This is a genomic window from Tenacibaculum xiamenense (assembly GCF_964513065.1).
Taxonomy (GTDB): Bacteria; Bacteroidota; Bacteroidia; order Flavobacteriales; family Flavobacteriaceae; genus Polaribacter; species Polaribacter xiamenense.
This window is the reverse complement of sequence record NZ_CAZEQU010000014.1, coordinates 1-21,102: the sequence shown is the minus strand read 5'-3', so window position 1 is coordinate 21,102 and position 21,102 is coordinate 1. Positions and strand designations below refer to the sequence as shown.

Sequence of the window (21,102 nt, the reverse complement as noted above, 5' to 3'; positions counted from 1 at the left end):
TTTTTCGAATTAACTACCATTTAAGTCTTACTATTTATAAGTTTGTTCCTTCCTTTATATAAAATGGGTATATATAGTTATGTCTTGTATTTGTTTGATTAAACAAATAATCAATTGTTATTTCAATGAGCCCAGTTTGAAAATCTTTGTAAATAACCTCTACAGCTTTAACTGTAATTCTTGGCTCATTTTGCAATAAACTTGTCTGAACAACCTCGGTTATATCGGCCTTAAGTGCTTTGTCCATTTTTCTAAAAAAGAACTTCTGAAGCCCAGATCCAAACTGTGGTTCCATAGGTCTTTCACCAAAATTAGTTTGCATAATAATGTTGATACTATCTTCAACATTTGCTTCATATTTAGTAACATTTAACTCATAGTTTCCTTCTGAAAACGTTATTGGGAAAGCCCATCCCGAGCCTAAAAATTCTTTAACCTCTTTTGTTTCCATATCACCCTCCTATCATTACTGTAAAGCAACCTACTATAATTTCACCGCCATGGGCGGTAGAATCTCCAATTCTTGCCGCTGGCATTCCTCCTATTGTTACTGTAGCCGAACCTTTTACTATAGAATCGGGCGGACCAACACAAACCAGCATATCTCCTACTCGGGCGGCTGGAAGTCCTCCAATTAAAACGGTAGGTTCTCCTGGTCCTGTTATGGGTCCACCAACGTGCGGAATTGGTGCCGGAACTGCTGGTGTTTCCATTGGACATTCATGAAAATCTGTTAATCTTGCTGCTGGTGGCATCGTTTTTTGTTTGTATTTAGATGTTAGTATTGAGATTTTTAATCTCTTATTTTTTTATCTCTGATCTTTACAGTTCTGTGTTAAGATCTAATTTCTACCCCTTCTTATATCTTCATAGCTATTAATTAATCATTACCATAGCTCCTTTTATAGTAGTTTCTGCTCCTCCTTCTATTTGAGCTGTAGCGGAACCTTTTGCAGATAGTTGTGTTTCTGCATTAATATTCACATTCATTCCTTTTACAGAAACATCGCCGGGAGACGATTCAATCGTAACTCCTTGACTTCCTTTGATAGTTACATTCTGATCTGCTTCAATATTGATGTCTTTTTCGCTTTTTATGGTTATTCCGCTTTCTGACATTACAATACTATTTCCGTTTTGATCTTTTATTTCTATTTGCTTGTCTTGATCACTGAACACAGCAGTATTTTTGCTTGGAGTTTCAATTGTAAACACCTTATTTTCATCATCAAATTGAATGAATATTCCTTCTTTTGAAACAATGGCCTTTTTTGTGTTTTTTTCATCAGGATCCAATCCATCAAAAGGTTTATTTTTTGAGTTACTATAAACACTTCCTAGAATAATTGGATATCTTGGGTCTTCATTTAAAAAACCGAGAATCACCTCATCACCAACTTCTGGCATAAAAAATGCTCCAGCTCCTGAAGTAGAATAAAAATTAGTTAATCGTGCCCAAATACCTTCTCCGTTTGGGTCAAACATCGGGATATCAACTAAAACTCTGAACTGTGAATCAGGATCTTCATACATTTTTTTAACCGTTCCATTGAACAACCCTTTTGCACCTGGTAATAGTCCAGAAGCCGCTGGTGCCATTACATCAGGTTCTTCTGTGAACCAAATTGGTGACATTCCAAAAGATACTTCCGTAATCCAATTACCATGTTCGATTGTATGAGTAACACCTGATACCAAATGATCTCCGTCGAAACGATCTCCTAACCCACTCAAGGTGATATAATTTCCTGGGTTTGCTAACTCGCTTCCTTGAAATGTTACTTCACCACGTATTTTAGCATAATTACTTTTTACTAATTGTGCTTTTGCCCAGTTAGTTAAATCAGCGCTTTGAATAGGTGCCGTACTTTGCAAATCAAAATCAGAAAGACCTACCACTTCGGATAATTTTTTCGCTGTTAAATTTCCTGGTCCTGAAAAACTATTGGATTGTTGACCTGTAGTAACCTGTTGATTTTGGAAATCCCATGAACTTGCTTTTGTTTCTGAAAGTTGGGTAACCGCATCTAAATCCGCACTAAAACTCATTAAATTGTTTCCATATTCAATGGTTATTACAGATGAGGTATTCGCATCTGGTGCAAAAACGGAAACTTTGTTTTCGAGTGTTGTAACAATAAGTCCATTCGCCTCGGCTCTTGCCAAAATAAAATCCCAATCGGTAACGTAATATTGTACTTGCTCAGACCACTCTGTTGGTGTTGCTGAAACATCAGACGATAATCCCGAATAATTCCCTATAATACTTGAAATGATATCACTGTCTTTCTTTTTAGAATAGGTTATATTTTTTCTACCTACCACCATTTTAATTGCTTCATCTCTGCAGGTAATTTCCAGCACAGGTCCTTCAGAATGAACACTGATATTTTGTCCTGTAATAATTCCTTTAAAAATTGTGTTATTTTGGGAATCATATCCCGCTTCAATCACTACTTCATTACCAGGTACAAAAGTTGAAGAAGAACTAATTGTGAAACTTTCTTCGGCAGCATCGCCATCCAACATCACGATTTTAGCATAGGATATTTTGTTTGCTTTTTTAATCACTTCAATACTTCTGATATCTACAGATTCAGTAATATCGCTACCAGCTACTTTTACAGTAGCGGTTACCAAACCTCCTGTGGTTATATTTGTTGCAGTTTCACTCATACTTTCGATTCTTTTTCTATAGGTGGAAATATTAATTGTTCTCCTCCCTTTAAATGTCTAAACTTGTTCAGGTTGTTAAAAGCAGCTACTTGCACATAATAATCTGTTGAATTCCAAACTTTATAACATAAATTAGGTAGGCTATCTCCTTGAACCACGTTTATTATGTGGGTCATGTCAGGAGAACTCTTTTTTTCTCGTTGTTTACGTTCTTTAGCAGAAATAAAACTGTCAAAAGCCAATGATACTTTTGCTCTTAATGGACTACCATCTGGCTTAAATAGCGTATAAGAAGTATTAAAGGAAGTGAGTACTCCATTGAAAGAAATATCTCCCCATTGTACTTTTACATAATTGGGTCGGTGAATGTTACCATTATACGTGTACACAATTTTTTCAAGAGTTCCTATTTCTTTAGACATGGTTATGCGTTTCCCATCAACGATTCCAGTACAATCAATTACAATATCAAAGTTGAGTTTTTCCGCAGGCATTCCTTTAAACTTTAAATTAGGAGCTGATGAATCCTTAGGCATCTGTGCATTGTACTCAACACTTCTGTTGAGCTTTATGCTCGAAGGATTTATCATTACCGAATAAGGATCTCCTATCTGAGATTGATAATTTTTGTCCTTAAACCCCGTTATTTTCAACAACTCTAAACTTGCCATATTGTTTATTATCTATTGTATACTTTTCTTTTGGTACTATCTACAATCATTTTTTTACAGTTTTCTAAAACTTCATTTTTTAAATCATTAATTAAAGCACTCGAAACAATTGGCGCTTGAACTTGCTCAATCGACTTTATTTCTGTCTTTATGATTAATTCTCTAATTTCTATAGGCATAATTATTTCTTTTTGAAATAGTATGAATAATGTATTTATGAAAATAAATCAGCAATAGAAGTGTCTTGTGCAACTTCAAAATAGGTGTATGCAAGTTCCATAGACTCCATTACTATTTCACTCTCTTGCGATTTCAAATCAGATACGGAATATTTTACTGGATAAGCATTATAGAAAGTCCATTTTACTGACACCTTCCCTTCTTCATCCAACAAATTCACTGAAACATCATGAACTTCAATCGGATTGGCTAGGCCTTCATCCAGAGAGCTGGCACACCAATCGACCAAAGGAGACCCTTCTGGAATTAAGGCTCGTTTCAAAACAATATTTTTAGTTGAAGTTACTGTAGGGAGTCGATATTTGAAGCGATTCTCCCCACCGCAAGTAACTTCTTCTAAGCTTAATTCTTTTGACAATCCTGATACTTCTTTGAAAGCAGCATCCTGTCCTTTAAATGAAAGTTCAAAATAAAATCCTACAGGATATGGATTATTACTATCCATTTGTTATAATCAACTGTTCATGAGCTATTTCAATAGTATCAACAGCTACTTCATTTCCATCAGATTTCAGATCAGTACTTGTAATTTTTGTTGGCCACGCATTATTTAATTGCCATTGCATAGTTACTTTACCATTTTCATCTAATAGCTTAATTAACACTGTTCTTCTTTTAATAGTGTTCATTTTAATTTGCGCATGCCAATCCCAAAAAGTATTGTCATTTACGAAAATTCCACGCTTCATTGTTACATTACCGTATTTCACAATACCTGGCATCTTTTCTGTTGAAAACAGCGGGCTATTACTTTTACGGTATTCTATTATTTGGTTTTCTACGTCCATTCCAGAAACCTCCTGAAATGCAACTCCTTTTAATTCAGTTCCTAAATCTACTTCAAATCGAAACTTAGGCATGGGCCACGTTGACCCTTCCTTACTACCATCATCTGCCATGTCTTTATTTTTTTAGTTATTTTTATATTGGTTATATTTTTTAGTATTAAGCCTTCCTCAATTAACTTGATTTAGCCATTTCTTGTTGGAATGTAAGCACGATAAATTCTGCAGGTCTTACAACTGCCACTTTTATCGTAACATTCATAAATCCATTTAAAATATCTTCTGAAGTCATTGTAGTTCCTAAACCGCACTCTACAGAAAATGCATCCGCAGCGCTGGCCCCTTGAAGCCCTCCTTGTTTCCATATTCCATTAAGGAAACTTCCTATCATAGCCTTTACTCCTTCCCAAGTATTCTTATCATTTGGTTCAAAAACATAGGCATGACAAGCTAGCTTACATGACTGCTCAAGGAAGGTCATGGTTCTTCTTACTGAAATATATCGCCAGTCTAAACTATTTCCATCTAAAGTTCTTGCTCCCCAAACTAAAATTCCTAATCCGTTGAAAAATCGAATCGCATTTATTGACTTTCCTGATACAGCGTCAACATTTAGTCCAGCTTGTTGTGAGTCTGATAGTTTAATTGGTAAACTAGCCGCACCAACTATTGAAGTATTGGCAGGGGCTTGCCAAGGACCAACTTGATTATCTGTTACAGTAATTACTCCGGCCATTCCTGAACTTGGAGGTAAAATATTAGCATCGCTTAGAACATGATTAATAATTGTACTATACGTTTTACTAGCCGTAATTAATGAATTGTTATACTGACTTACCGTTAATGGGTTTCCTGATGGAGATTCAATATTTGAAATAATTGTTTCAACCGCTTGATTTGGGTTACTGGCTGTACTCAATAAAGGTTGTAATTTTTTTAAATCACCTCCGAAAAGATTGGTATAGTCAATATCTGAAGTTTGCATTATGGTAGTACCAATAAAAGGATAATAAGCAACTCCATAATCTAAACCATTAGTTCCTGTGCTGTTTCTAAAATTTTGAATGTCTTGAGTCCATAAAATAGGATCTGGATTTCTTCCTCCAATAACATCGAAAATACTAACGGCAGTTTGCATTTCAGTACATTGCAACAACATTTCTTGCATTAAAGTTTCATTATTTGCCGGAGCTAATAATGTTGCTTCGGGACAAATGTACATGGTTGGTTCTTCCTCATTTTTAAGTAAAGCCAAGCCACTTGTTAAATCATTCAACTGAACGTTTGGATTCACAATTTGATCACCTGGAGTCATTGGTTTACCTGAAGATGCTCCATAAGTACCCACCGAAACTATATACGCATCAGCTCCTCCATTTTCATAAAATAAACGAATACTGTTGTATAAATAATAAATGGTATTTGGATCTGGTACAATAGAATAGTAAGTATCTTCAATTAGAATATAGTCTCCTTTTTCTGGTTGGCTTTTCTCTGCTACCAAATAATACTCGGGATTATATTGCTTAGCAGGATCAGCTGGTGCTGGAGGGTCTGGATAACAAAAAATTGTTTTAAACTCTGAAAACGAGCTAATTTTTGTTGGAACGTTTGTATATGATTTCCCTTCATATACCGCCTGAGGAGTATATCCTATAAATGCGGGTACTGCCGTTGCTACTGGAACAACAGAATTACCAAATGCATTTAATTCATTAATATACACCCCGGGTGTTTTAATAGTAGATAGATTCATAAGGTCAGATTATATTTTTATTATTAAATAATATTTGTTTGTATTTATACGTTCACTCAATTTTATCTGCTCAATCAGAATAATAGTTTACTATGAGTTAAAACGTTATCTTCCTAATTCTTTAGAAGAATATCATATGTACACGTACATTAAGGATCTTATTATGTTTTTATTTTCTTGCTTCAATATTTGATAAACCGATGGGTTTGGATGTGGTAATCCTCTATAAATAACTTTATTTCTTTTTGTACCTAACTTTTCGTTTTCTGCACAAAGATTAAGCTGATACTTCGGTCGCTCAGACAACTGTATTTCCGTGTTTTCCGAAAGAAAAGAGATAGCATCTTGACCATTTTCGAGAATAATATTATTAGCATCTGAGAATTTAATTTCCGGAACGGATTGGATATATAGTTTCTTATAAAATTGGTTGCTCTGATTGATAAAAGCATAACTTAACTGAGTTTTTTTTGCCGTGAAATTCAGCACATAACTTTTACCTGAATTGTTTAACAAATCTTCAATATTGAATGTTATTTTTACCACTTTTTTTGAGTCAGCAACTTCATTAAAAGTTTTTATTAAATCATAATTTTCAGCTCCCTTTATTACGGAAGAAGTTGTTGCACTGAAATATCCTATTTTACTATTTGGCCATTGCGTTATTTGATAAAAATTCTCATCCGCCGCTATAGTAAATTCAAATTCCTTTATCCCAGTTGCTTTGATTATATAATTCAAAAAAGTATTGCTGTTATTTTTACTAGAAAAAAACAGAGAAAAACCGTCATTATTAATTTTAGTTTTAAACTGGTATCTAGAAAAAACTTCCTTGGTATCATCTGATGGAATATAGCTCAATTCTTTGCAAACACCATCTTCATAATATGAATGATTTACCTTTAACTGAAATATTTTTTTATAATCACTTATCACCTTAATTAACCGTATTTGATGATTGATTAACTCCTGATATAAATTCTTTCACCTCGCTACCTCCAATGGTAATTAGTTTCATTTTATAAATTACCGAAGGTTGATATTTTGCCCCTAATGCACTCCATAGATTATGCATTTGCAAATAGTCATTTCCTGTTTGAAATTCGAATTCCAGTTTTTTTATTCCTTTAGGAATTAATGAATTCACACTTTTATCTATAGTTCCATAAGTTTGAAAAAAATGAATTGAAACATCCAAAAATTTTAATGTCTCCTCATAATCATCAAAACAGGAACTGACTAGTAGAAATAAATTATACTTTTCTTCTGTTGAAGTATGCTCAAACTTTCCATTATCAAGTCCTCTGTTTCTATTATAAAAAGGTTTGACAGTTTCCTGCTCAACATGAATAAGGGTTAGAACAACTTTATTTTTAATTTCTAAAGGAACTGTTCCATTTTGGTCTATAATTCTATCAAGTGCTACGATAGTATCATTTAAACCAAATTTTGACTTCAAAAATTGATCAAAAGTTAACTTAGTATATCGTAAAGCGCTTGCTATCATTATTAGTTTGCTTGGTTCATCTACAAAGTTAATTGGCAAGCAAGGTTCTTTCCCAATACCTACTGTCTACAATTCATATACAGTTACTTCTACAAGTCTTTTAAGCGTAGACAATTCATAGACATCGCGCTTTTTCAATGGAACAACATTAAAAGAGAAAAACATGATTTCTGTTCTAATCATACCTTTCCTTAAAACAGGTTAAAAGACCTATTGATATAAGAAAATAAATGTATTATTATAAAAACATTGGGATAAAAAGTATAACTATTGAGGTTATCTCAAAAAAGGAATTATATGGCTTAATGGATGTTATGTTATAGCAACAATAAGTTAATCAAATAATAAAAGCTTGTAGCTTTAAGGATTATAAGAACTCTTAGAATAAATTGATATAGCTCTTTAAATCTTGTTCCTTTTTCAATACCATCTTCTTCTTTAATCTATATTTATGAGTCCTTACGCTTTCTTGGTTAATTCCGAGGAGATTTCTTATGTCTTCGTTAGACATATTCATTTTTAGATAGCAACAATATTTCAAATCTTTAGAAGTAAGAGAAGGATATTTTAAGCTTAACGACTTTATAAAACCAGGATTTATATTTTCGAAATACACTTTAAAATCTTCCCAATGATTAGAGTTACCATCAAGTTTTATTTGATTAATAATAGAATTCAATTTTACTTTAATTTCAGAATCTACGAGCCCTCCTAATTCTCTTACTTTTTCCACTATATTCTTTAAAAGCTCTCTTTTTTGGTCAAGTTCAAGAACATATCTCGCTAGGTTTTTATTTTCATTTATTAAACTCAACGACTTCCCCTTATAATCTTTTGAAGGAGAATTGTTTTTCTCCACTTGACAATTAATCTGAAGTAAACTATTTACATTCGAAAGTAAATATTTTTTCTCTAAAGACTGTTCTAACGATAATGTTATGAGCGGTGTATTAATCTGAGAATAGTTTATATTTTCAAATCTATTAATTAAGCAAAGTACTTTAGGTAAAGTCTTCTCTTTCAAATTATTCAGTTTTGTAAGTTCGATAACATTATTTTTACAACTTACAATAATAAGCTCAGGTTTAAGCGATGACATTTGATCTAATAGGGATATAGAGTTAATTGTTAACTTGTTATACCCCTTTATACACTCAAGCGCATTCATTATTTTAGAAAGTGTTTTACTATAATCAGATACAATGATTATATATTTTTCTTTCATCATTAAGTGTAGTTTAGTTAGAATTTACTCTCAAACAAAATGAATTGCTCCATTTACGTTAGTTGTCTACAAATAGAACTATCATAGGTGAACTTTAGAACTATTTATAACCATTTCCATTTAAGTTAGTTAATTATTAAATCCCTTTAAAAGAAAATCTATCAGCGTTAAAATTTTGGGTAAGAGCGACCGTTTTTCCCTTATGAAATTTTTTAGTTTGAATATCATTTGAAATATAATTTGTAACATAAAGAATGTAAATCTTACTTTTGCCAAATGCGAATCGATATTATTACTGTAGAACCAGATTTATTAAGAAGTCCTTTTGAAAACTCAATGATGAAAAGAGCCATTGAAAAAAATCTCGCCGAAGTTCATCTTCATAATTTGAGAGAATTTGGCTTTGGAAATTATCGTCAAGTTGACGATTATCAATTTGGTGGTGGTGCAGGTATGGTTTTAATGATTGAACCAATAGCAAAGTGTATTGAGAAATTAAAAGCCGAAAGAGAATATGACGAAATCATTTATATGACTCCTGACGCTCCTACACTAAATCAGGCTACTGCGAATACTTTATCACTAAAAGAAAACATCATTATTTTAACAGGGCATTATAAAGGTGTTGATCAAAGAGTTCGTGATAAATATATTACCAAAGAAGTTTCTATTGGAGATTATGTTTTAACCGGAGGTGAATTAGCAGCTGCTGTTCTCTGTGATGCTGTAATTCGATTGATTCCTGGAGTACTTGGAGATGAAACTTCTGCCTTAACAGATTCTTTTCAAGATAATTTGTTATCACCTCCTGTTTACACTAGACCTGCCGAATATGAAGGTATGAAAGTACCAGAAGTTTTATTATCTGGAAACTTTCCAAAGATTGAAGAATGGAGAACTGAAAAGGCTTATGAAAGAACAAAGTCTATTCGTCCTGATTTACTTGATGAGTAAATACCATATCTTACAAGCTTATCTTAAAGATTTTCAATAAAAACAGCGTTTAAAACCATAATAGATAATTTGAACACAATAACCACATTCATTGAAAAAAATCCTGCAATAACCATTGTTATTGCTTTTCAGTTATTTAGATTTTGCTTACTTCCTTCTATGGGGCTAATGCCACAAGACGCTTACTATCATTTTTATGGTGAAAATCTTTCGTTATCATATTTTGATCATCCAGGAATGATTGGATATATGTTAAGAATGTTTACAATAACCTTTGGTAAATACGTTTTTGTGGTAAAACTGGCTAATTTCGTGGTTACCACATTAACTATTCTTAGTTTCTATAAATTATCAACGCTATTTTTATCTAAGGATAAAGTATTAAAATCTTTATTACTACTAATTTCAACCTTATTTATTTCGATATTATCGTTTAACTCTACACCTGATGTTCCGTTAATGCTCTTTTGGACTTTAAGTGTTTTGTTCCTTTATAGAGCTATTTTCGAAAACAAAAAAGCTTACTGGATTTATGCAGGAATTACCATGGGATTGGCTTTTGACAGTAAATACACGGCGCTATTACTTCAATTTGGGTTAATCGCCTTTATTTTATTTTCGAATAAAAAGAGAAAGCTGTTATTCTCTCCTTGGTTTTGGGCAAGTCTTGTTATTTCTGCATTAATTACTTTTCCAGTTTGGTGGTGGAATTATCAACATGATTTTGCTTCATTCTTATTCCAATCTTCAGAGAGAACCTCCTCAATGTCTGGATTCAAAATTCACCCTAAGTTTTTCTTTGGAGCTCTTGGTCATCAATTATTTTTATTATTACCAATCTTATTCTCAATCTTTTTGGTTTTCACCTTCAAATACGTAAAAAGAGCCCTTATAAAATTTAAATTACCAAGTACAAAAACATTGTTTTTATTAGCTTTTTTTATTCCTACATTTCTAGGATTTATGATTTTAACTCCATTTTACTGGGTAAAGCTAAACTGGTTAATGCCTTCGTATGTTACGGGAATTATCTTGGCTTCAATGTTTATTACAAGAAAACTTCTGAAAATCCAATTAATTATCTCAGTTGTTTTACATTTTTTAGTAGCACTTCAAGTAGTTTTTTATTTTGTTCCAGTCAAAAGTGATGATACTTGGGTAGGTTGGGAAGAATTAGCTTTAGAAACTCAAAAAATCCAAAATAAATATCCTGATTCATTTGTTTTTTCAGATGATAAATACAAAACGTCAGCTGTTCTTAATTTTTACATGAATGATAAAGTTTATGCTCAAAATATTATCGGAAAACACGCTTTACATTTTGATTATTTAGGAGATGATTTATCCACTTTAAATGGTAAAAATGCCATTTTCATCGATTCTGATACACGCTTTAAAAACGATAATAAAAAAGGAGAAATTAATCCTTTACTTAATAATTATTTTTCAAACGTTACTGAACTTGAACCTATAATTATTGAAAAAAACGGCAAAAAGCTGCGTAAATTCTGGGTGTTTTACTGCAAAGAATACAATGCTAACCCTTAATTAATAAGTAAAGAAACACATTCTTAACAACTTGATTATTTCTGCTTATTGGAAATACTTCAAGTAGCTTATATTCTTGATATTTATCTTGGTATACTTCCTTTGGACTTCTAAAATTTCGGCTATCAGTAATGTATAAGAACTCTTCATTATTTTTTATAGATGGTCGCTGTTTATTTATCCAATAATACTTATGAATATTCTTAAGTTCCCCTATTCCGTATACATTCATATTATTAGGTCGAGCCAGGTAATAATCTATATGTGCTGCTGGAAACCATTTATCTGAAACTATCGGTAGGTTTAAAAGCTTTTTATCCATCAAATAATTAGAAACCTTCTTTGATGCTTGTTCCCAACCATACATATCCAAGATCGCATCATTCCTCCCATACATTTCTTTATTCGTATTTCCCTTCTGAGAAGAAAACCATCCGTTATTAATCCATACCGAAGCTAAAAGACAGAGCATAACAAAAAATGTGAACCCAATCTTTAAATTTCTTGCTAGCTTTTTCTTCCTTTCAAGAAAAACTGCTAATAAAGGTAAAATTGTTATATACGACAAGGCAGACCAATGAGGTAAGGTGTCTCTAAACAATGATAGGTATAGTGTTACAAATATTAACGGAAGACTAAAAAACAAGAACATCCATAAATACTCCCTTTGAATAGTGAACTTCTTTTTAAGAATTCCAATAAACATAAAAATAATCATTACATATACATAAGGATTATTGTAAAGAATTTGCCCTAACCATTCCCGCAAAAAAGAGTGCCTGTTAAACTTAAAACTAAACAAAGAAACTCTATCATTATGAAATGAATAACTAATAAAATCATTATTGTAATTCCATAAAACGATGAGAGCAATAAATGAAATCGGAAAAATCAATGCTACATACAAGCTCCAATCCTTTAACCAATCTTTATTAATAAAAATTATATAAAGTAGGACTCCAAGCAATAGAAACACTCCTTGATATTTTGAATAAATTGCGCAACCAATAAAAAAGAAACCTAAAAAAAGTTTCAATCTCGAATTCTTGGCAGGTACTTTCGGTAAAGCTTGAACTAGGCAGTAAAAACTCAACAACCAAAAAAGTAACAACGGAGCATCTGGAAGAATAAATAAACCTGAAATTATGAATCCGTAAATACTTATATTGTATAACAAAACTGAAATAAAACCAGTTCTTTCGTCTCCGATATAACTTCCTATTAAAAATACCAGGTACATTGAAATACTTGCTGGTAAAATTGCGGCTAACCTAATTGCAAGTTCACTATCAAAAAATAAGTCAAAAGTAAAAAACTGAATAAAAAACCCCACAAATGGAGGGTGGTCGAAATGGCTTAGATCTGGATATTTAGCATACAACCAATAATACACTTCATCATTTCCAAATTCTAATTGATTTGCTAGAATAATTCTAGCGAATGTACTTACACCTATTAACAACAGAACGGCTTTCTTATAATCCATTCCTCTTAATGAATTGTTTTAGGTTTATTAAAAATAGCCATACTTAGAAACCCAATTAGAATTCCGATAAACGATCCAACAAAAACGTCAATTAAAAAGTGCTGAGATAGATACACTCGTGAGAGTGCTGCTATAATAGCTAGCGAAAACCATAAATACTGAGATTTGCATTTCGTAAAATATAAAGACAAAATAGTAAAAATGGTAAATGCGGTAATTGTATGTCCCGAAGGAAATGAATTCCATAATGCTATTTTAACCCCATCAACCAAGTGTAATACATCTTCCCCTAAAGCACCAACAGGTCTTGCTATTCCTTTAAAAACAACCTTCTTTAATAAATGAGTAACAAGAAGCGTTAATATTCCTCCTACCAAAAAAACCAATGCCATTTTACGCTTTACAGATAAAAATACTAGCACTAACACTCCAAACATTACTCCATCTCCAATATGAGTGGCATATTTAAAAAACACATCGAAAAAGGAACTATGAAATTTATTTGTAATAGTATGTAGAGTAAATTTATTCACTAGCATCACTAAGAAAAATGAAATCAGAAAAAACACACCATACATAATATAGGTTTGTACTCGAATAGATATTATCAAATCCCATAAAATGTTTTTGATTTTATAAATGCCTCTTTTAGATTGTTTTCTTTGTTTTTGATTTGATTTTAATACTAAGCTGGTATTCATTTTCCTTTACTTTTAAATAGATTGTAAATCTATATAAGGAAGATTGCCACTGTTTTAAAATATTCTTAAGGAAGTTTAAAGAATTCAACCTAATTAACTTTAGCGCAACATTTTATTAAAAACCTATTGAAATTAAAATAACTTAAAAATAATTTAACTCTTAGGTTTATTATATAGAAAAAAGTCATAAATTTGCACGCACAAAATCAACCTCTGACGAGAATCGTGAATGTTGTTTTTCGTAAAACCATAAAATATAGATTAAAATGGAATCTTTAGTAAAATTTGTACAAGACGAATTTGTAGCAAAAAATGACTTACCAGAATTTGCTGCTGGTGATACAATAACAGTTTATTACGAAATTAAAGAAGGGAATAAAACACGTACTCAGTTCTTTAGAGGTGTTGTTATTCAAAGAAGAGGTAATGGTAGCTCTGAAACATTTACTATTAGAAAAATGTCAGGAACTATTGGTGTTGAGCGTATTTTCCCAGTAAACTTACCTTCAATTCAAAAAATTGAAGTTAATAAAAGAGGAAAAGTTCGTAGAGCACGTATTTACTACTTTAGAGGTCTTACTGGTAAAAAAGCAAGAATCAAAGAAAGAAGAAACTAAACACAAGTTTATATTTTCAGAAAAGCGCAGTTTGTACTGCGCTTTTTTTATTAACAAAAGTTAACAACCCCGGTTCATAACTTATTAATAACTAAACAGTTAAAATAGAAGTAAAAATCACGTTAAGTTTGTATCTTTGAAATATAAAGATCTTTATCATATAAATTTTAGGTAAACTTTTGTTCTTTTTTTAACAAATGAGAAGGATAGTAACAATACATTTTTATTCATAAGATGAATTAGTTGTATATCTTGATTTAAGTAATAATAGTTATTGAATTAATGAAAAGAGTTACCTAATATAGGAGCCGCAAGGTTCTATAAAATAGCTAAACCTACTTAAGTTTAACTATTTTAAAAAAGCCATATTAAAACCCAAAAATTTTAATATGGCTTTTACTTTTATCAACAAATCCTCAAAAAAGCCTTTAACAATTATTATAAAATCAATAAAACCACTGAATTAATAATAATTTTGCATCAAAAAATTCGCAGGTTATTCATAAATTTGCCTGACTTCAAAATAATTAATTTAATTCTTACTTATGAGCAATACGGCTAAAATCATGTATACCAAAACGGATGAAGCTCCAGCGTTAGCAACTCGTTCGTTTTTACCTATAGTAAAAGCTTTTACAAAATCATCGAATATAGAAATTGAAATTAAAGATATTTCATTAGCAGGACGTATTCTTGCTAATTTTTCTGACTTATTACCAGAAGACCAAAAAGTTGAAGATGCTTTAGCTTTTCTTGGCGATTTAGCAACAAAACCAGAGGCTAATATTATTAAACTTCCAAATATTTCGGCTTCTGTACCTCAATTAAAGGCTGCAATAAAAGAATTACAAGATCTTGGTTTCGCTCTTCCTGAATACCCTGAAGAAGTAACCAATGATGACGAGAAAGCTATTTTAGACCGTTATAATAAAGTAAAAGGTTCTGCTGTGAACCCAGTTTTACGTGAAGGAAACTCTGATAGAAGAGCACCTAAGGCAGTAAAGAATTACGCTAAGAAAAATCCTCATTCAATGGGTGCTTGGAGTTCTGACTCTAAGACACACGTTGCTACAATGACAGATGGTGATTTTGCACATAATGAAAAATCTGTAACATTAGATAAAGGTACAGATGTTAAAATAGTTCATACGGATGCTAATGGAAATTCAACCGTTTTAAAAGAAAAAGTTTCTTTATTAGACGGAGAAGTTATTGATGCCTCTGTAATGAACAAAAAGAAACTTATCGCATTTTTAGAAGAGCAAGTTACTGATGCGAAAAACGATGGAGTTCTTTTCTCTTTGCATATGAAAGCTACCATGATGAAGGTTTCTGATCCTATTATTTTTGGACATGCAGTAAGAGTATTCTTTAAAGATTTATTTGAAAAGCATGGTGAAACATTTGAAGAAATTGGTGTTGACGTAAATAACGGATTTGGTAACTTATTAAGAAACTTAGACGAAGTTTCCGATGAAAAGAAAGCTGAAATATTAAAAGATATTGAGGCTATTTATGCGAGCAACCCTGATCTTGCTATGGTAAATTCTGACAAAGGAATTACCAACCTACATGTTCCTTCTGATGTTATTATTGATGCTTCTATGCCTGCTATGATCCGTACTTCAGGTCAAATGTGGAATAAAGAAGGAAAAACTCAAGACACGAAAGCTGTGATTCCTGACAGTTCTTATGCAGGACTATATCAAGAAACAATTGATTTCTGTAAAAAGAATGGAGCTTTTGATCCAACTACAATGGGAACTGTTCCTAATGTTGGTTTAATGGCAAAGAAAGCTGAAGAATATGGTTCTCACGACAAAACTTTTGAAATAGCTTCAAACGGTAAAGTTCAAGTTTTAGATAGCAACAACAATGTTCTTATTGAACATGACGTTGAAGAAGGAGATATTTGGAGAATGTGTCAAACAAAAGATGCTCCTATTCAAGATTGGATTAAATTAGCTGTTTCAAGAGCAAGAGCTACTGGATCGCCTGCAGTTTTCTGGTTAGGTAAAAATAGAGCTCATGACGCTGAAATCATTAAGAAAGTAGAGAAATATTTACCTAATCATGATACTTCTGGGTTAGAAATTAAAATCTTATCTCCAGTAGAAGCTACTAAATATACTTTAGAAAGAGTTAAAGCAGGTGAAGACACAATTTCCGTAACAGGAAACGTTTTACGTGATTACTTAACTGACCTCTTCCCTATTCTTGAGCTTGGTACATCTGCAAAAATGTTATCAATTGTTCCTTTAATGAATGGTGGTGGTTTATTTGAAACTGGTGCTGGTGGTTCTGCTCCAAAGCATGTTGAGCAATTAACAGGGGAAAATCACTTACGTTGGGACTCTCTTGGTGAGTTTTTGGCTTTAGCTGTTTCTTTAGAACACTTATCTGAAGTAAATAATAACCCAAAAGCTAAAGTACTTGCCGACTCATTAGATTTCGCTACTGGAAAACTTTTAGAAAACAAAAAGAGTCCTTCAAGAAAGACTGGTGAATTAGATAATAGAGGTTCTCATTTTTACTTAGCTCTATACTGGGCAGAAGCTTTAGCTACACAAGATTTAGATAATGAATTAAGATCTCAATTTGAGGGTATCGCTAAAAGTTTAGCTGAAAGTGAAGCTACTATTGTAGAAGAACTAAACTCTGTTCAAGGTGTTAGTGCAAATATTGGTGGTTATTATGAACCAAACGATAAACTTGCTGATGCTATTATGAGACCAAGTAACACATTCAATTCAATTATTGATAATATAAACGTTGCTGTTTCTTAATACAGAGATTACAATATAAAATAAAAAAGGAATCAAATTTGATTCCTTTTTTATTTTATATCTATTGTATCATTACTTATGCATCGTTACAACTCTCTGTGGTAATGGAGCTTCATAACCAGCACTACCTAAAGCTTCAACTATTTTTTGCCTGGTATCCCAATACACATCCCAATAGTTTTCACTTTTCACATATGGTAAAGCTAACAATTCAACACTATTCTCTCCCAGATTATTAACAGCAACTCTCGGCTGCATCCCTTCTATTTTCAATACATTAATATCTTTAACCAAAACATCAAGTACTATATCTTTTGCTTTAGAAATATCAGCACCATATCGAATTGCGAATGGCATATCTATACGCAAACTCCCTACAGTTGATAAATTGGTTATTTTTCCTGCAGTAATTGCTGAATTAGGTATAATCTCAGTTTCTTTTTGAAAAGTTTCAATAACGGTTACAAAAACAGATATCTCCTTCACAAAACCAAAAGCGCCATTTGTCTTTATTAAATCTCCAACTTTAAAAGGTCGGAAAATTAACAACATAATACCTGAAGCTAAATGCCCTAACGAACCATTAAATGCTGCACCAATCGCAACACCTACACCAGCTATTAAAGCCGCAAAAGTCGCTATTGGAACCCCAACTATTCCCGCTATTGAAATAATAAGTAATGCCTTCAGCACAAACCCTAAAAGAGTAACTAAAAAAGGCCTTAGCGTTTCATCCACATGTTTTGACTCAAAGGCACGAGAAACCGCTTTCATAATAAATCGGATTATCCACAACCCAATTATCAGCGCAGCTAGTGCTCCAAGAAGTTTAAGTCCCCAATCACCAATACCAGCAGCAATAGAATTATAAAAGTTGGTTAAAGAATTTTGTATTGTTTCCATTATACTTTAATTTTTTGTTTTTACATATAGTATGACCCCTCTTTTTTTTGTTGGTCACTTTAAGAAATTTAATACTTCAGTAAAGTGAATATTTGTAACTTTGTTCTATGACATTTATAAAGACAACAGAACAAGATTCTAACTACAATAATTTAGAAAAAAAAGAGCTTTTGGAAATCCTTAGTGATATGAATCGTGAGGACAAAACGGTTCCAATCGCTGTTGAAAAAGCTATCCCTCAAATTAAAGCACTCGTTACCCAAATTGTTGCTAAACTTAAAAACGGTGGTAGACTTTTTTACATTGGAGCAGGAACAAGCGGCAGACTCGGTATTGTTGACGCAAGTGAATGTCCACCTACCTTTGGTGTTTCTCATGAACTTGTAGTAGGGTTAATTGCTGGAGGAGATCAAGCCATTCGTAAATCCGTTGAGTTTGCCGAAGACTCAAAAACACAAGGATGGAAAGATCTATCAGAACACGATATTAACGACAATGATGTTGTTATTGGAATAGCAGCTTCTGGAACAACACCTTATGTTATTGCTGCTCTTGAAAAATGTAATGAAAATAACATTATCACTGGATGCATAACTTGTAATGATAAAAGCCCATTAGCATTAACCGCTCAATTCCCAGTTGTCGTAATTGTTGGACCAGAATATGTTACAGGTAGTTCAAGAATGAAAGCAGGAACAGCACAAAAGTTAGTTCTTAATATGATTTCTACTTCAACTATGATTCAACTTGGGAAAGTAAAAGGCAATAAAATGGTTGATATGCAGCTTTCTAACAATAAACTTGTAAAAAGAGGTATTGACATTCTCAAGTCTGAACTCAACATCGAAGAACTTGAAGCCGAAAACCTCTTAAAAACTCATGGAAGTGTAAGAAATGCCCTGAAAAATTTTAAACAAAAATAATACTATGGAAAAAGGTTTTAGAAATACACTTATCCTTCTTTTTTTGCTAATATTATCCCCCATATTATTAAATATTTCGTTTAAAGCTTTGAGAGTTTTTACAACATCTCCAAAAATATTTATTGCTTATTCTTTATTTATTCTAAGTATTTTCTTAACTTTATATACAATATATTTCGGATTTAAAACAATAAAAACCATTTTAGATTCTCTTTTCAAAGAATAAAGAACGTTAATTTGAAGTATAGTAAAAAGTACCATAAAATCTTTAATTGGGAGTATTGGCCATCGTCATTTTTCTACATCCCCAATCTTCCCTATGCATTTTATTTGGCATGGAGAGCAAAGAAACTCACCTTTTTCACAGCTGCAAATCCAAGCATAAAAAGCTCTGGTAATGGTACCGAAAGTAAGTATGAAACAATACAGTTAATCCCAGAAGATTTAAGACCAAAGTCTTTACTTGTTAAACCTAATACCAGTTTCAACTCTGTTCTTGAAGATTTAAATAGAAATAAAATTATCTTCCCATTAATAGCGAAACCTGATATTGGATTTAGAGGATTGCTGGTAAAAAAAATAAAATCTGAAAGCGAATTAAAAAATTATTTAGAGAAGTATAAAATTGACATCATTATTCAGGAATACGTTGACTTAAATAATGAATGTGGTATTTTCTATGTAAGAAACCCTAAAGCTGAAAAAGGTAAAATAACATCAATAACCTTAAAGAAGTTTCTTTCTGTTAAAGGAGATGGGGTTACTAAATTAAAAGATCTTGTTTTGAACGATGATAGGGCCAAACTCTATTTTGATATTATTTGTCAAACTAAGTTTTCTGAATTGGAAAAAATCCCTGCGAAAAATGAATCGATAAAACTGTCTGTTATAGGAAATCATTGTAAAGGAACTCAATTCATAAATGGCAATTATTTGATTAGTCAGAAGCTTCATGACACCTTTGATAAAATAAATAAATCAATTAATGGATGGTATTACGGACGTCTTGACATCAAATACAACTCCTTCGAAGAACTTGAAAGAGGAGAAAATATAAAAATACTGGAAATTAACGGCATCATTGCTGAACCCACTCACATATATGATAGTGAGAACTTTACCTACCTAGAAGCCTTAAAAGAAATTCGAAATCACTGGAAAAACCTATACAATATATCTACTACAAACCATAAAGCATTAAAGATTCCTTACAAAAATACAAGAGAATTTTCAAAGGAAATCTTACAGTTAAAAAACTATATATCAACTATTAAAAATATAATTTAAACCCTATATTTGTGACTATTTAAAGAAAACAACGTCTAAATATTATATAACCCCTTATATCTACTGGAGCCATCTCAACTTCGGTGGATTAATAACGTGATATTATGAAGAGAATTATTATTTTATTTGCTCTGATTTTTACATCAATTGCTAGTACCTTAGGTCAAGTAAAAATTGGAGACAATCCCAACGTAATTAATGGAAGCTCTGTTCTAGAACTTGAAAGTAGTGATAAAGTACTTGTCATTACTCGAGTTACTGATGCTCAGATGAATTTAATTTTCCCTTTGGAAGGAGCAATTGTCTACAATACCGATCAGGACTGTATTTACCAATATGGAAATATGACCTGGACAAGTTTATGTGATCAAGTTGGAAGTAGACCTCTCGAATTTGATACCAACACCAACATATTATCATTAGGTGATTGGGGGCAAGTTAATTTGAGCTCACTAATTGATGATGCCGATAATGATCCTACAAACGAAATTCAAGTACTAACTTTCGATAATACTACGAATACATTAAATTTAGTTAATGGAGGTAGTGTAAATTTAGGTGACATTATAAGTGACATTGAAACCATTACAACAATTGTCGAAAATAATAATGGAACATTTACATATACTAATGAAAGTGGTACTCCAACCGTTATTGATGTTAAAAACCTTGAAACACTAACATCTATTGTTCTTAATAATGATAATATCAATATTGATTATACCGATGAGGATGGGGTTACAACTCAATTAGACCTTACTAATGTTGTTAGAAACCTTGAAACCTTAACAACTATTACTGAAAATGCTAATGGTACCTTTACTTATACCGATGAAAATGGAGGAACTACCGATATTGATGTTAAGAATCTTGAAACGCTTACTACAATTGCTCTAAATGCAGATAATACAAACATCGATTATACTGACGAGGATGGGGTTACAACTCAATTAGACCTTACCAATATTGTTAGAAATCTTGAAACTTTAACAACTATTGCTGAAAACGCTAATGGTACCTTTACTTATACCGATGAG

At 32.0% G+C, this 21,102-nt stretch carries 21 protein-coding genes and 1 pseudogene; 8 read left to right on the top strand and 14 right to left on the bottom strand.

Annotated elements, in window-relative coordinates:
* Positions 1 to 34: 34 nt before the first annotated feature.
* The 11 genes from ACKTTV_RS05385 to ACKTTV_RS05335 form a co-directional block, all read right to left on the bottom strand.
* Positions 35 to 451 carry a GPW/gp25 family protein gene (locus ACKTTV_RS05385; protein ID WP_408029797.1) on the bottom strand — a complete coding sequence of 139 codons (417 nt, stop codon included), beginning with the start codon at positions 449 to 451 and terminating at the stop codon, positions 35 to 37.
* Position 452: 1 nt separating this feature from the next.
* Positions 453 to 755: a PAAR domain-containing protein gene (locus ACKTTV_RS05380; protein ID WP_408029796.1), complete on the bottom strand. Its 303-nt coding sequence runs from the start codon at positions 753 to 755 to the stop codon at positions 453 to 455.
* 121 nt (positions 756 to 876) lie between these two features.
* The gene (vgrG, locus tag ACKTTV_RS05375; RefSeq protein WP_408029795.1) at positions 877 to 2,676 is read right to left on the bottom strand and encodes a type VI secretion system tip protein VgrG; all 1,800 of its coding nucleotides are present in this window, start codon (positions 2,674 to 2,676) and stop codon (positions 877 to 879) included.
* Positions 2,673 to 3,347 (bottom strand): CIS tube protein, encoded by a 675-nt coding sequence (locus ACKTTV_RS05370; protein WP_408029794.1) that lies wholly within the window; start codon positions 3,345 to 3,347, stop codon positions 2,673 to 2,675. Before ACKTTV_RS05370 ends, vgrG begins: the two co-directional genes overlap by 4 nt.
* An 8-nt stretch (positions 3,348 to 3,355) precedes the next feature.
* Positions 3,356 to 3,526 (bottom strand): DUF5908 family protein, encoded by a 171-nt coding sequence (locus ACKTTV_RS05365; protein ID WP_408029793.1) that lies wholly within the window; start codon positions 3,524 to 3,526, stop codon positions 3,356 to 3,358.
* Positions 3,527 to 3,561: 35 nt separating this feature from the next.
* Entirely contained in the window at positions 3,562 to 4,032 is a 471-nt protein-coding gene (locus ACKTTV_RS05360; RefSeq protein ID WP_408029792.1) for a phage tail protein, read from the bottom strand.
* Positions 4,025 to 4,486, bottom strand: a complete 462-nt coding sequence (locus ACKTTV_RS05355; RefSeq protein WP_408029791.1) for a phage tail protein — start codon at positions 4,484 to 4,486, stop codon at positions 4,025 to 4,027. The genes ACKTTV_RS05360 and ACKTTV_RS05355 overlap by 8 nt, the downstream gene beginning before the upstream one ends.
* Positions 4,487 to 4,547: 61 nt before the next feature.
* Entirely contained in the window at positions 4,548 to 6,128 is a 1,581-nt protein-coding gene (locus ACKTTV_RS05350; RefSeq protein WP_408029790.1) for a phage tail sheath family protein, read from the bottom strand.
* A gap of 132 nt (positions 6,129 to 6,260) precedes the next feature.
* Positions 6,261 to 7,064, bottom strand: a complete 804-nt coding sequence (locus ACKTTV_RS05345; protein ID WP_408029789.1) for a hypothetical protein — start codon at positions 7,062 to 7,064, stop codon at positions 6,261 to 6,263.
* A gap of 1 nt (position 7,065) precedes the next feature.
* Positions 7,066 to 7,635: a Pvc16 family protein gene (locus ACKTTV_RS05340; protein WP_408029788.1), complete on the bottom strand. Its 570-nt coding sequence runs from the start codon at positions 7,633 to 7,635 to the stop codon at positions 7,066 to 7,068.
* Between the two features lie 379 nt (positions 7,636 to 8,014).
* The gene (locus ACKTTV_RS05335) at positions 8,015 to 8,863 is read right to left on the bottom strand and encodes a helix-turn-helix transcriptional regulator (RefSeq protein WP_408029787.1); all 849 of its coding nucleotides are present in this window, start codon (positions 8,861 to 8,863) and stop codon (positions 8,015 to 8,017) included.
* Between the two features lie 273 nt (positions 8,864 to 9,136).
* Here ACKTTV_RS05335 and trmD point away from each other — a divergent pair, with 273 nt between their 5' ends.
* Together trmD and ACKTTV_RS05325 are read left to right on the top strand one after the other, a co-directional pair.
* Positions 9,137 to 9,814, top strand: coding sequence for a tRNA (guanosine(37)-N1)-methyltransferase TrmD (trmD, locus tag ACKTTV_RS05330; protein WP_408029786.1), 678 nt, complete (start codon positions 9,137 to 9,139; stop codon positions 9,812 to 9,814).
* 69 nt (positions 9,815 to 9,883) lie between these two features.
* Positions 9,884 to 11,362 (top strand): ArnT family glycosyltransferase, encoded by a 1,479-nt coding sequence (locus ACKTTV_RS05325; protein ID WP_408029785.1) that lies wholly within the window; start codon positions 9,884 to 9,886, stop codon positions 11,360 to 11,362.
* On the opposite strand, the gene ACKTTV_RS05320 is transcribed toward ACKTTV_RS05325, so the two are convergent.
* Together ACKTTV_RS05320 and ACKTTV_RS05315 are read right to left on the bottom strand one after the other, a co-directional pair.
* Positions 11,352 to 12,848 (bottom strand): ArnT family glycosyltransferase, encoded by a 1,497-nt coding sequence (locus tag ACKTTV_RS05320; RefSeq protein ID WP_408029784.1) that lies wholly within the window; start codon positions 12,846 to 12,848, stop codon positions 11,352 to 11,354. The genes ACKTTV_RS05325 and ACKTTV_RS05320 overlap by 11 nt on opposite strands.
* Before the next feature lie 5 nt (positions 12,849 to 12,853).
* Entirely contained in the window at positions 12,854 to 13,549 is a 696-nt protein-coding gene (locus tag ACKTTV_RS05315; RefSeq protein ID WP_408029783.1) for a phosphatase PAP2 family protein, read from the bottom strand.
* A 266-nt stretch (positions 13,550 to 13,815) separates the two neighbouring features.
* Between ACKTTV_RS05315 and rplS the strand changes: the two genes are divergently transcribed.
* The gene (gene rplS / locus ACKTTV_RS05310; protein ID WP_408029782.1) at positions 13,816 to 14,166 is read left to right on the top strand and encodes a 50S ribosomal protein L19; all 351 of its coding nucleotides are present in this window, start codon (positions 13,816 to 13,818) and stop codon (positions 14,164 to 14,166) included.
* 545 nt (positions 14,167 to 14,711) lie between these two features.
* Positions 14,712 to 16,952, top strand: coding sequence for an NADP-dependent isocitrate dehydrogenase (locus ACKTTV_RS05305; protein ID WP_408029781.1), 2,241 nt, complete (start codon positions 14,712 to 14,714; stop codon positions 16,950 to 16,952).
* 72 nt (positions 16,953 to 17,024) lie between these two features.
* On the opposite strand, the gene ACKTTV_RS05300 is transcribed toward ACKTTV_RS05305, so the two are convergent.
* Positions 17,025 to 17,855, bottom strand: a complete 831-nt coding sequence (locus ACKTTV_RS05300) for a mechanosensitive ion channel family protein (protein WP_408029780.1) — start codon at positions 17,853 to 17,855, stop codon at positions 17,025 to 17,027.
* A 107-nt stretch (positions 17,856 to 17,962) separates the two neighbouring features.
* Between ACKTTV_RS05300 and murQ the strand changes: the two genes are divergently transcribed.
* From murQ to ACKTTV_RS05280, 4 genes and pseudogenes are all read left to right on the top strand, one after another.
* Positions 17,963 to 18,778, top strand: coding sequence for an N-acetylmuramic acid 6-phosphate etherase (murQ, locus tag ACKTTV_RS05295; protein WP_408029779.1), 816 nt, complete (start codon positions 17,963 to 17,965; stop codon positions 18,776 to 18,778).
* 4 nt (positions 18,779 to 18,782) lie between these two features.
* Positions 18,783 to 19,004, top strand: a complete 222-nt coding sequence (locus ACKTTV_RS05290; RefSeq protein WP_408029778.1) for a DUF6095 family protein — start codon at positions 18,783 to 18,785, stop codon at positions 19,002 to 19,004.
* Between the two features lie 11 nt (positions 19,005 to 19,015).
* Positions 19,016 to 20,065, top strand: coding sequence for an ATP-grasp domain-containing protein (locus tag ACKTTV_RS05285; RefSeq protein ID WP_408029777.1), 1,050 nt, complete (start codon positions 19,016 to 19,018; stop codon positions 20,063 to 20,065).
* A 104-nt stretch (positions 20,066 to 20,169) separates the two neighbouring features.
* Positions 20,170 to 21,102: pseudogene (locus ACKTTV_RS05280) on the top strand (hypothetical protein); the annotation flags it as partial.

Bases quoted from the DNA above. Each gene is read 5' to 3' on its own strand.
- vgrG (WP_408029795.1), bottom strand. From the start codon at position 2,676: ATGAGTGAAACTGCAACAAATATAACCACAGGAGGTTTGGTAACCGCT.
- ACKTTV_RS05305 (WP_408029781.1), top strand. From the start codon at position 14,712: ATGAGCAATACGGCTAAAATCATGTATACCAAAACGGATGAAGCTCCA.
- ACKTTV_RS05290 (WP_408029778.1), top strand. From the start codon at position 18,783: ATGGAAAAAGGTTTTAGAAATACACTTATCCTTCTTTTTTTGCTAATA.
- ACKTTV_RS05340 (WP_408029788.1), bottom strand. From the start codon at position 7,635: ATGATAGCAAGCGCTTTACGATATACTAAGTTAACTTTTGATCAATTT.
- ACKTTV_RS05315 (WP_408029783.1), bottom strand. From the start codon at position 13,549: ATGAATACCAGCTTAGTATTAAAATCAAATCAAAAACAAAGAAAACAA.
- ACKTTV_RS05370 (WP_408029794.1), bottom strand. From the start codon at position 3,347: ATGGCAAGTTTAGAGTTGTTGAAAATAACGGGGTTTAAGGACAAAAAT.
- ACKTTV_RS05365 (WP_408029793.1), bottom strand. From the start codon at position 3,526: ATGCCTATAGAAATTAGAGAATTAATCATAAAGACAGAAATAAAGTCG.
- ACKTTV_RS05385 (WP_408029797.1), bottom strand. From the start codon at position 451: ATGGAAACAAAAGAGGTTAAAGAATTTTTAGGCTCGGGATGGGCTTTC.
- ACKTTV_RS05300 (WP_408029780.1), bottom strand. From the start codon at position 17,855: ATGGAAACAATACAAAATTCTTTAACCAACTTTTATAATTCTATTGCT.
- rplS (WP_408029782.1), top strand. From the start codon at position 13,816: ATGGAATCTTTAGTAAAATTTGTACAAGACGAATTTGTAGCAAAAAAT.
- ACKTTV_RS05355 (WP_408029791.1), bottom strand. From the start codon at position 4,486: ATGGCAGATGATGGTAGTAAGGAAGGGTCAACGTGGCCCATGCCTAAG.
- ACKTTV_RS05335 (WP_408029787.1), bottom strand. From the start codon at position 8,863: ATGATGAAAGAAAAATATATAATCATTGTATCTGATTATAGTAAAACA.
- murQ (WP_408029779.1), top strand. From the start codon at position 17,963: ATGACATTTATAAAGACAACAGAACAAGATTCTAACTACAATAATTTA.
- ACKTTV_RS05380 (WP_408029796.1), bottom strand. From the start codon at position 755: ATGCCACCAGCAGCAAGATTAACAGATTTTCATGAATGTCCAATGGAA.
- trmD (WP_408029786.1), top strand. From the start codon at position 9,137: ATGCGAATCGATATTATTACTGTAGAACCAGATTTATTAAGAAGTCCT.
- ACKTTV_RS05350 (WP_408029790.1), bottom strand. From the start codon at position 6,128: ATGAATCTATCTACTATTAAAACACCCGGGGTGTATATTAATGAATTA.
- ACKTTV_RS05360 (WP_408029792.1), bottom strand. From the start codon at position 4,032: ATGGATAGTAATAATCCATATCCTGTAGGATTTTATTTTGAACTTTCA.
- ACKTTV_RS05320 (WP_408029784.1), bottom strand. From the start codon at position 12,848: ATGGATTATAAGAAAGCCGTTCTGTTGTTAATAGGTGTAAGTACATTC.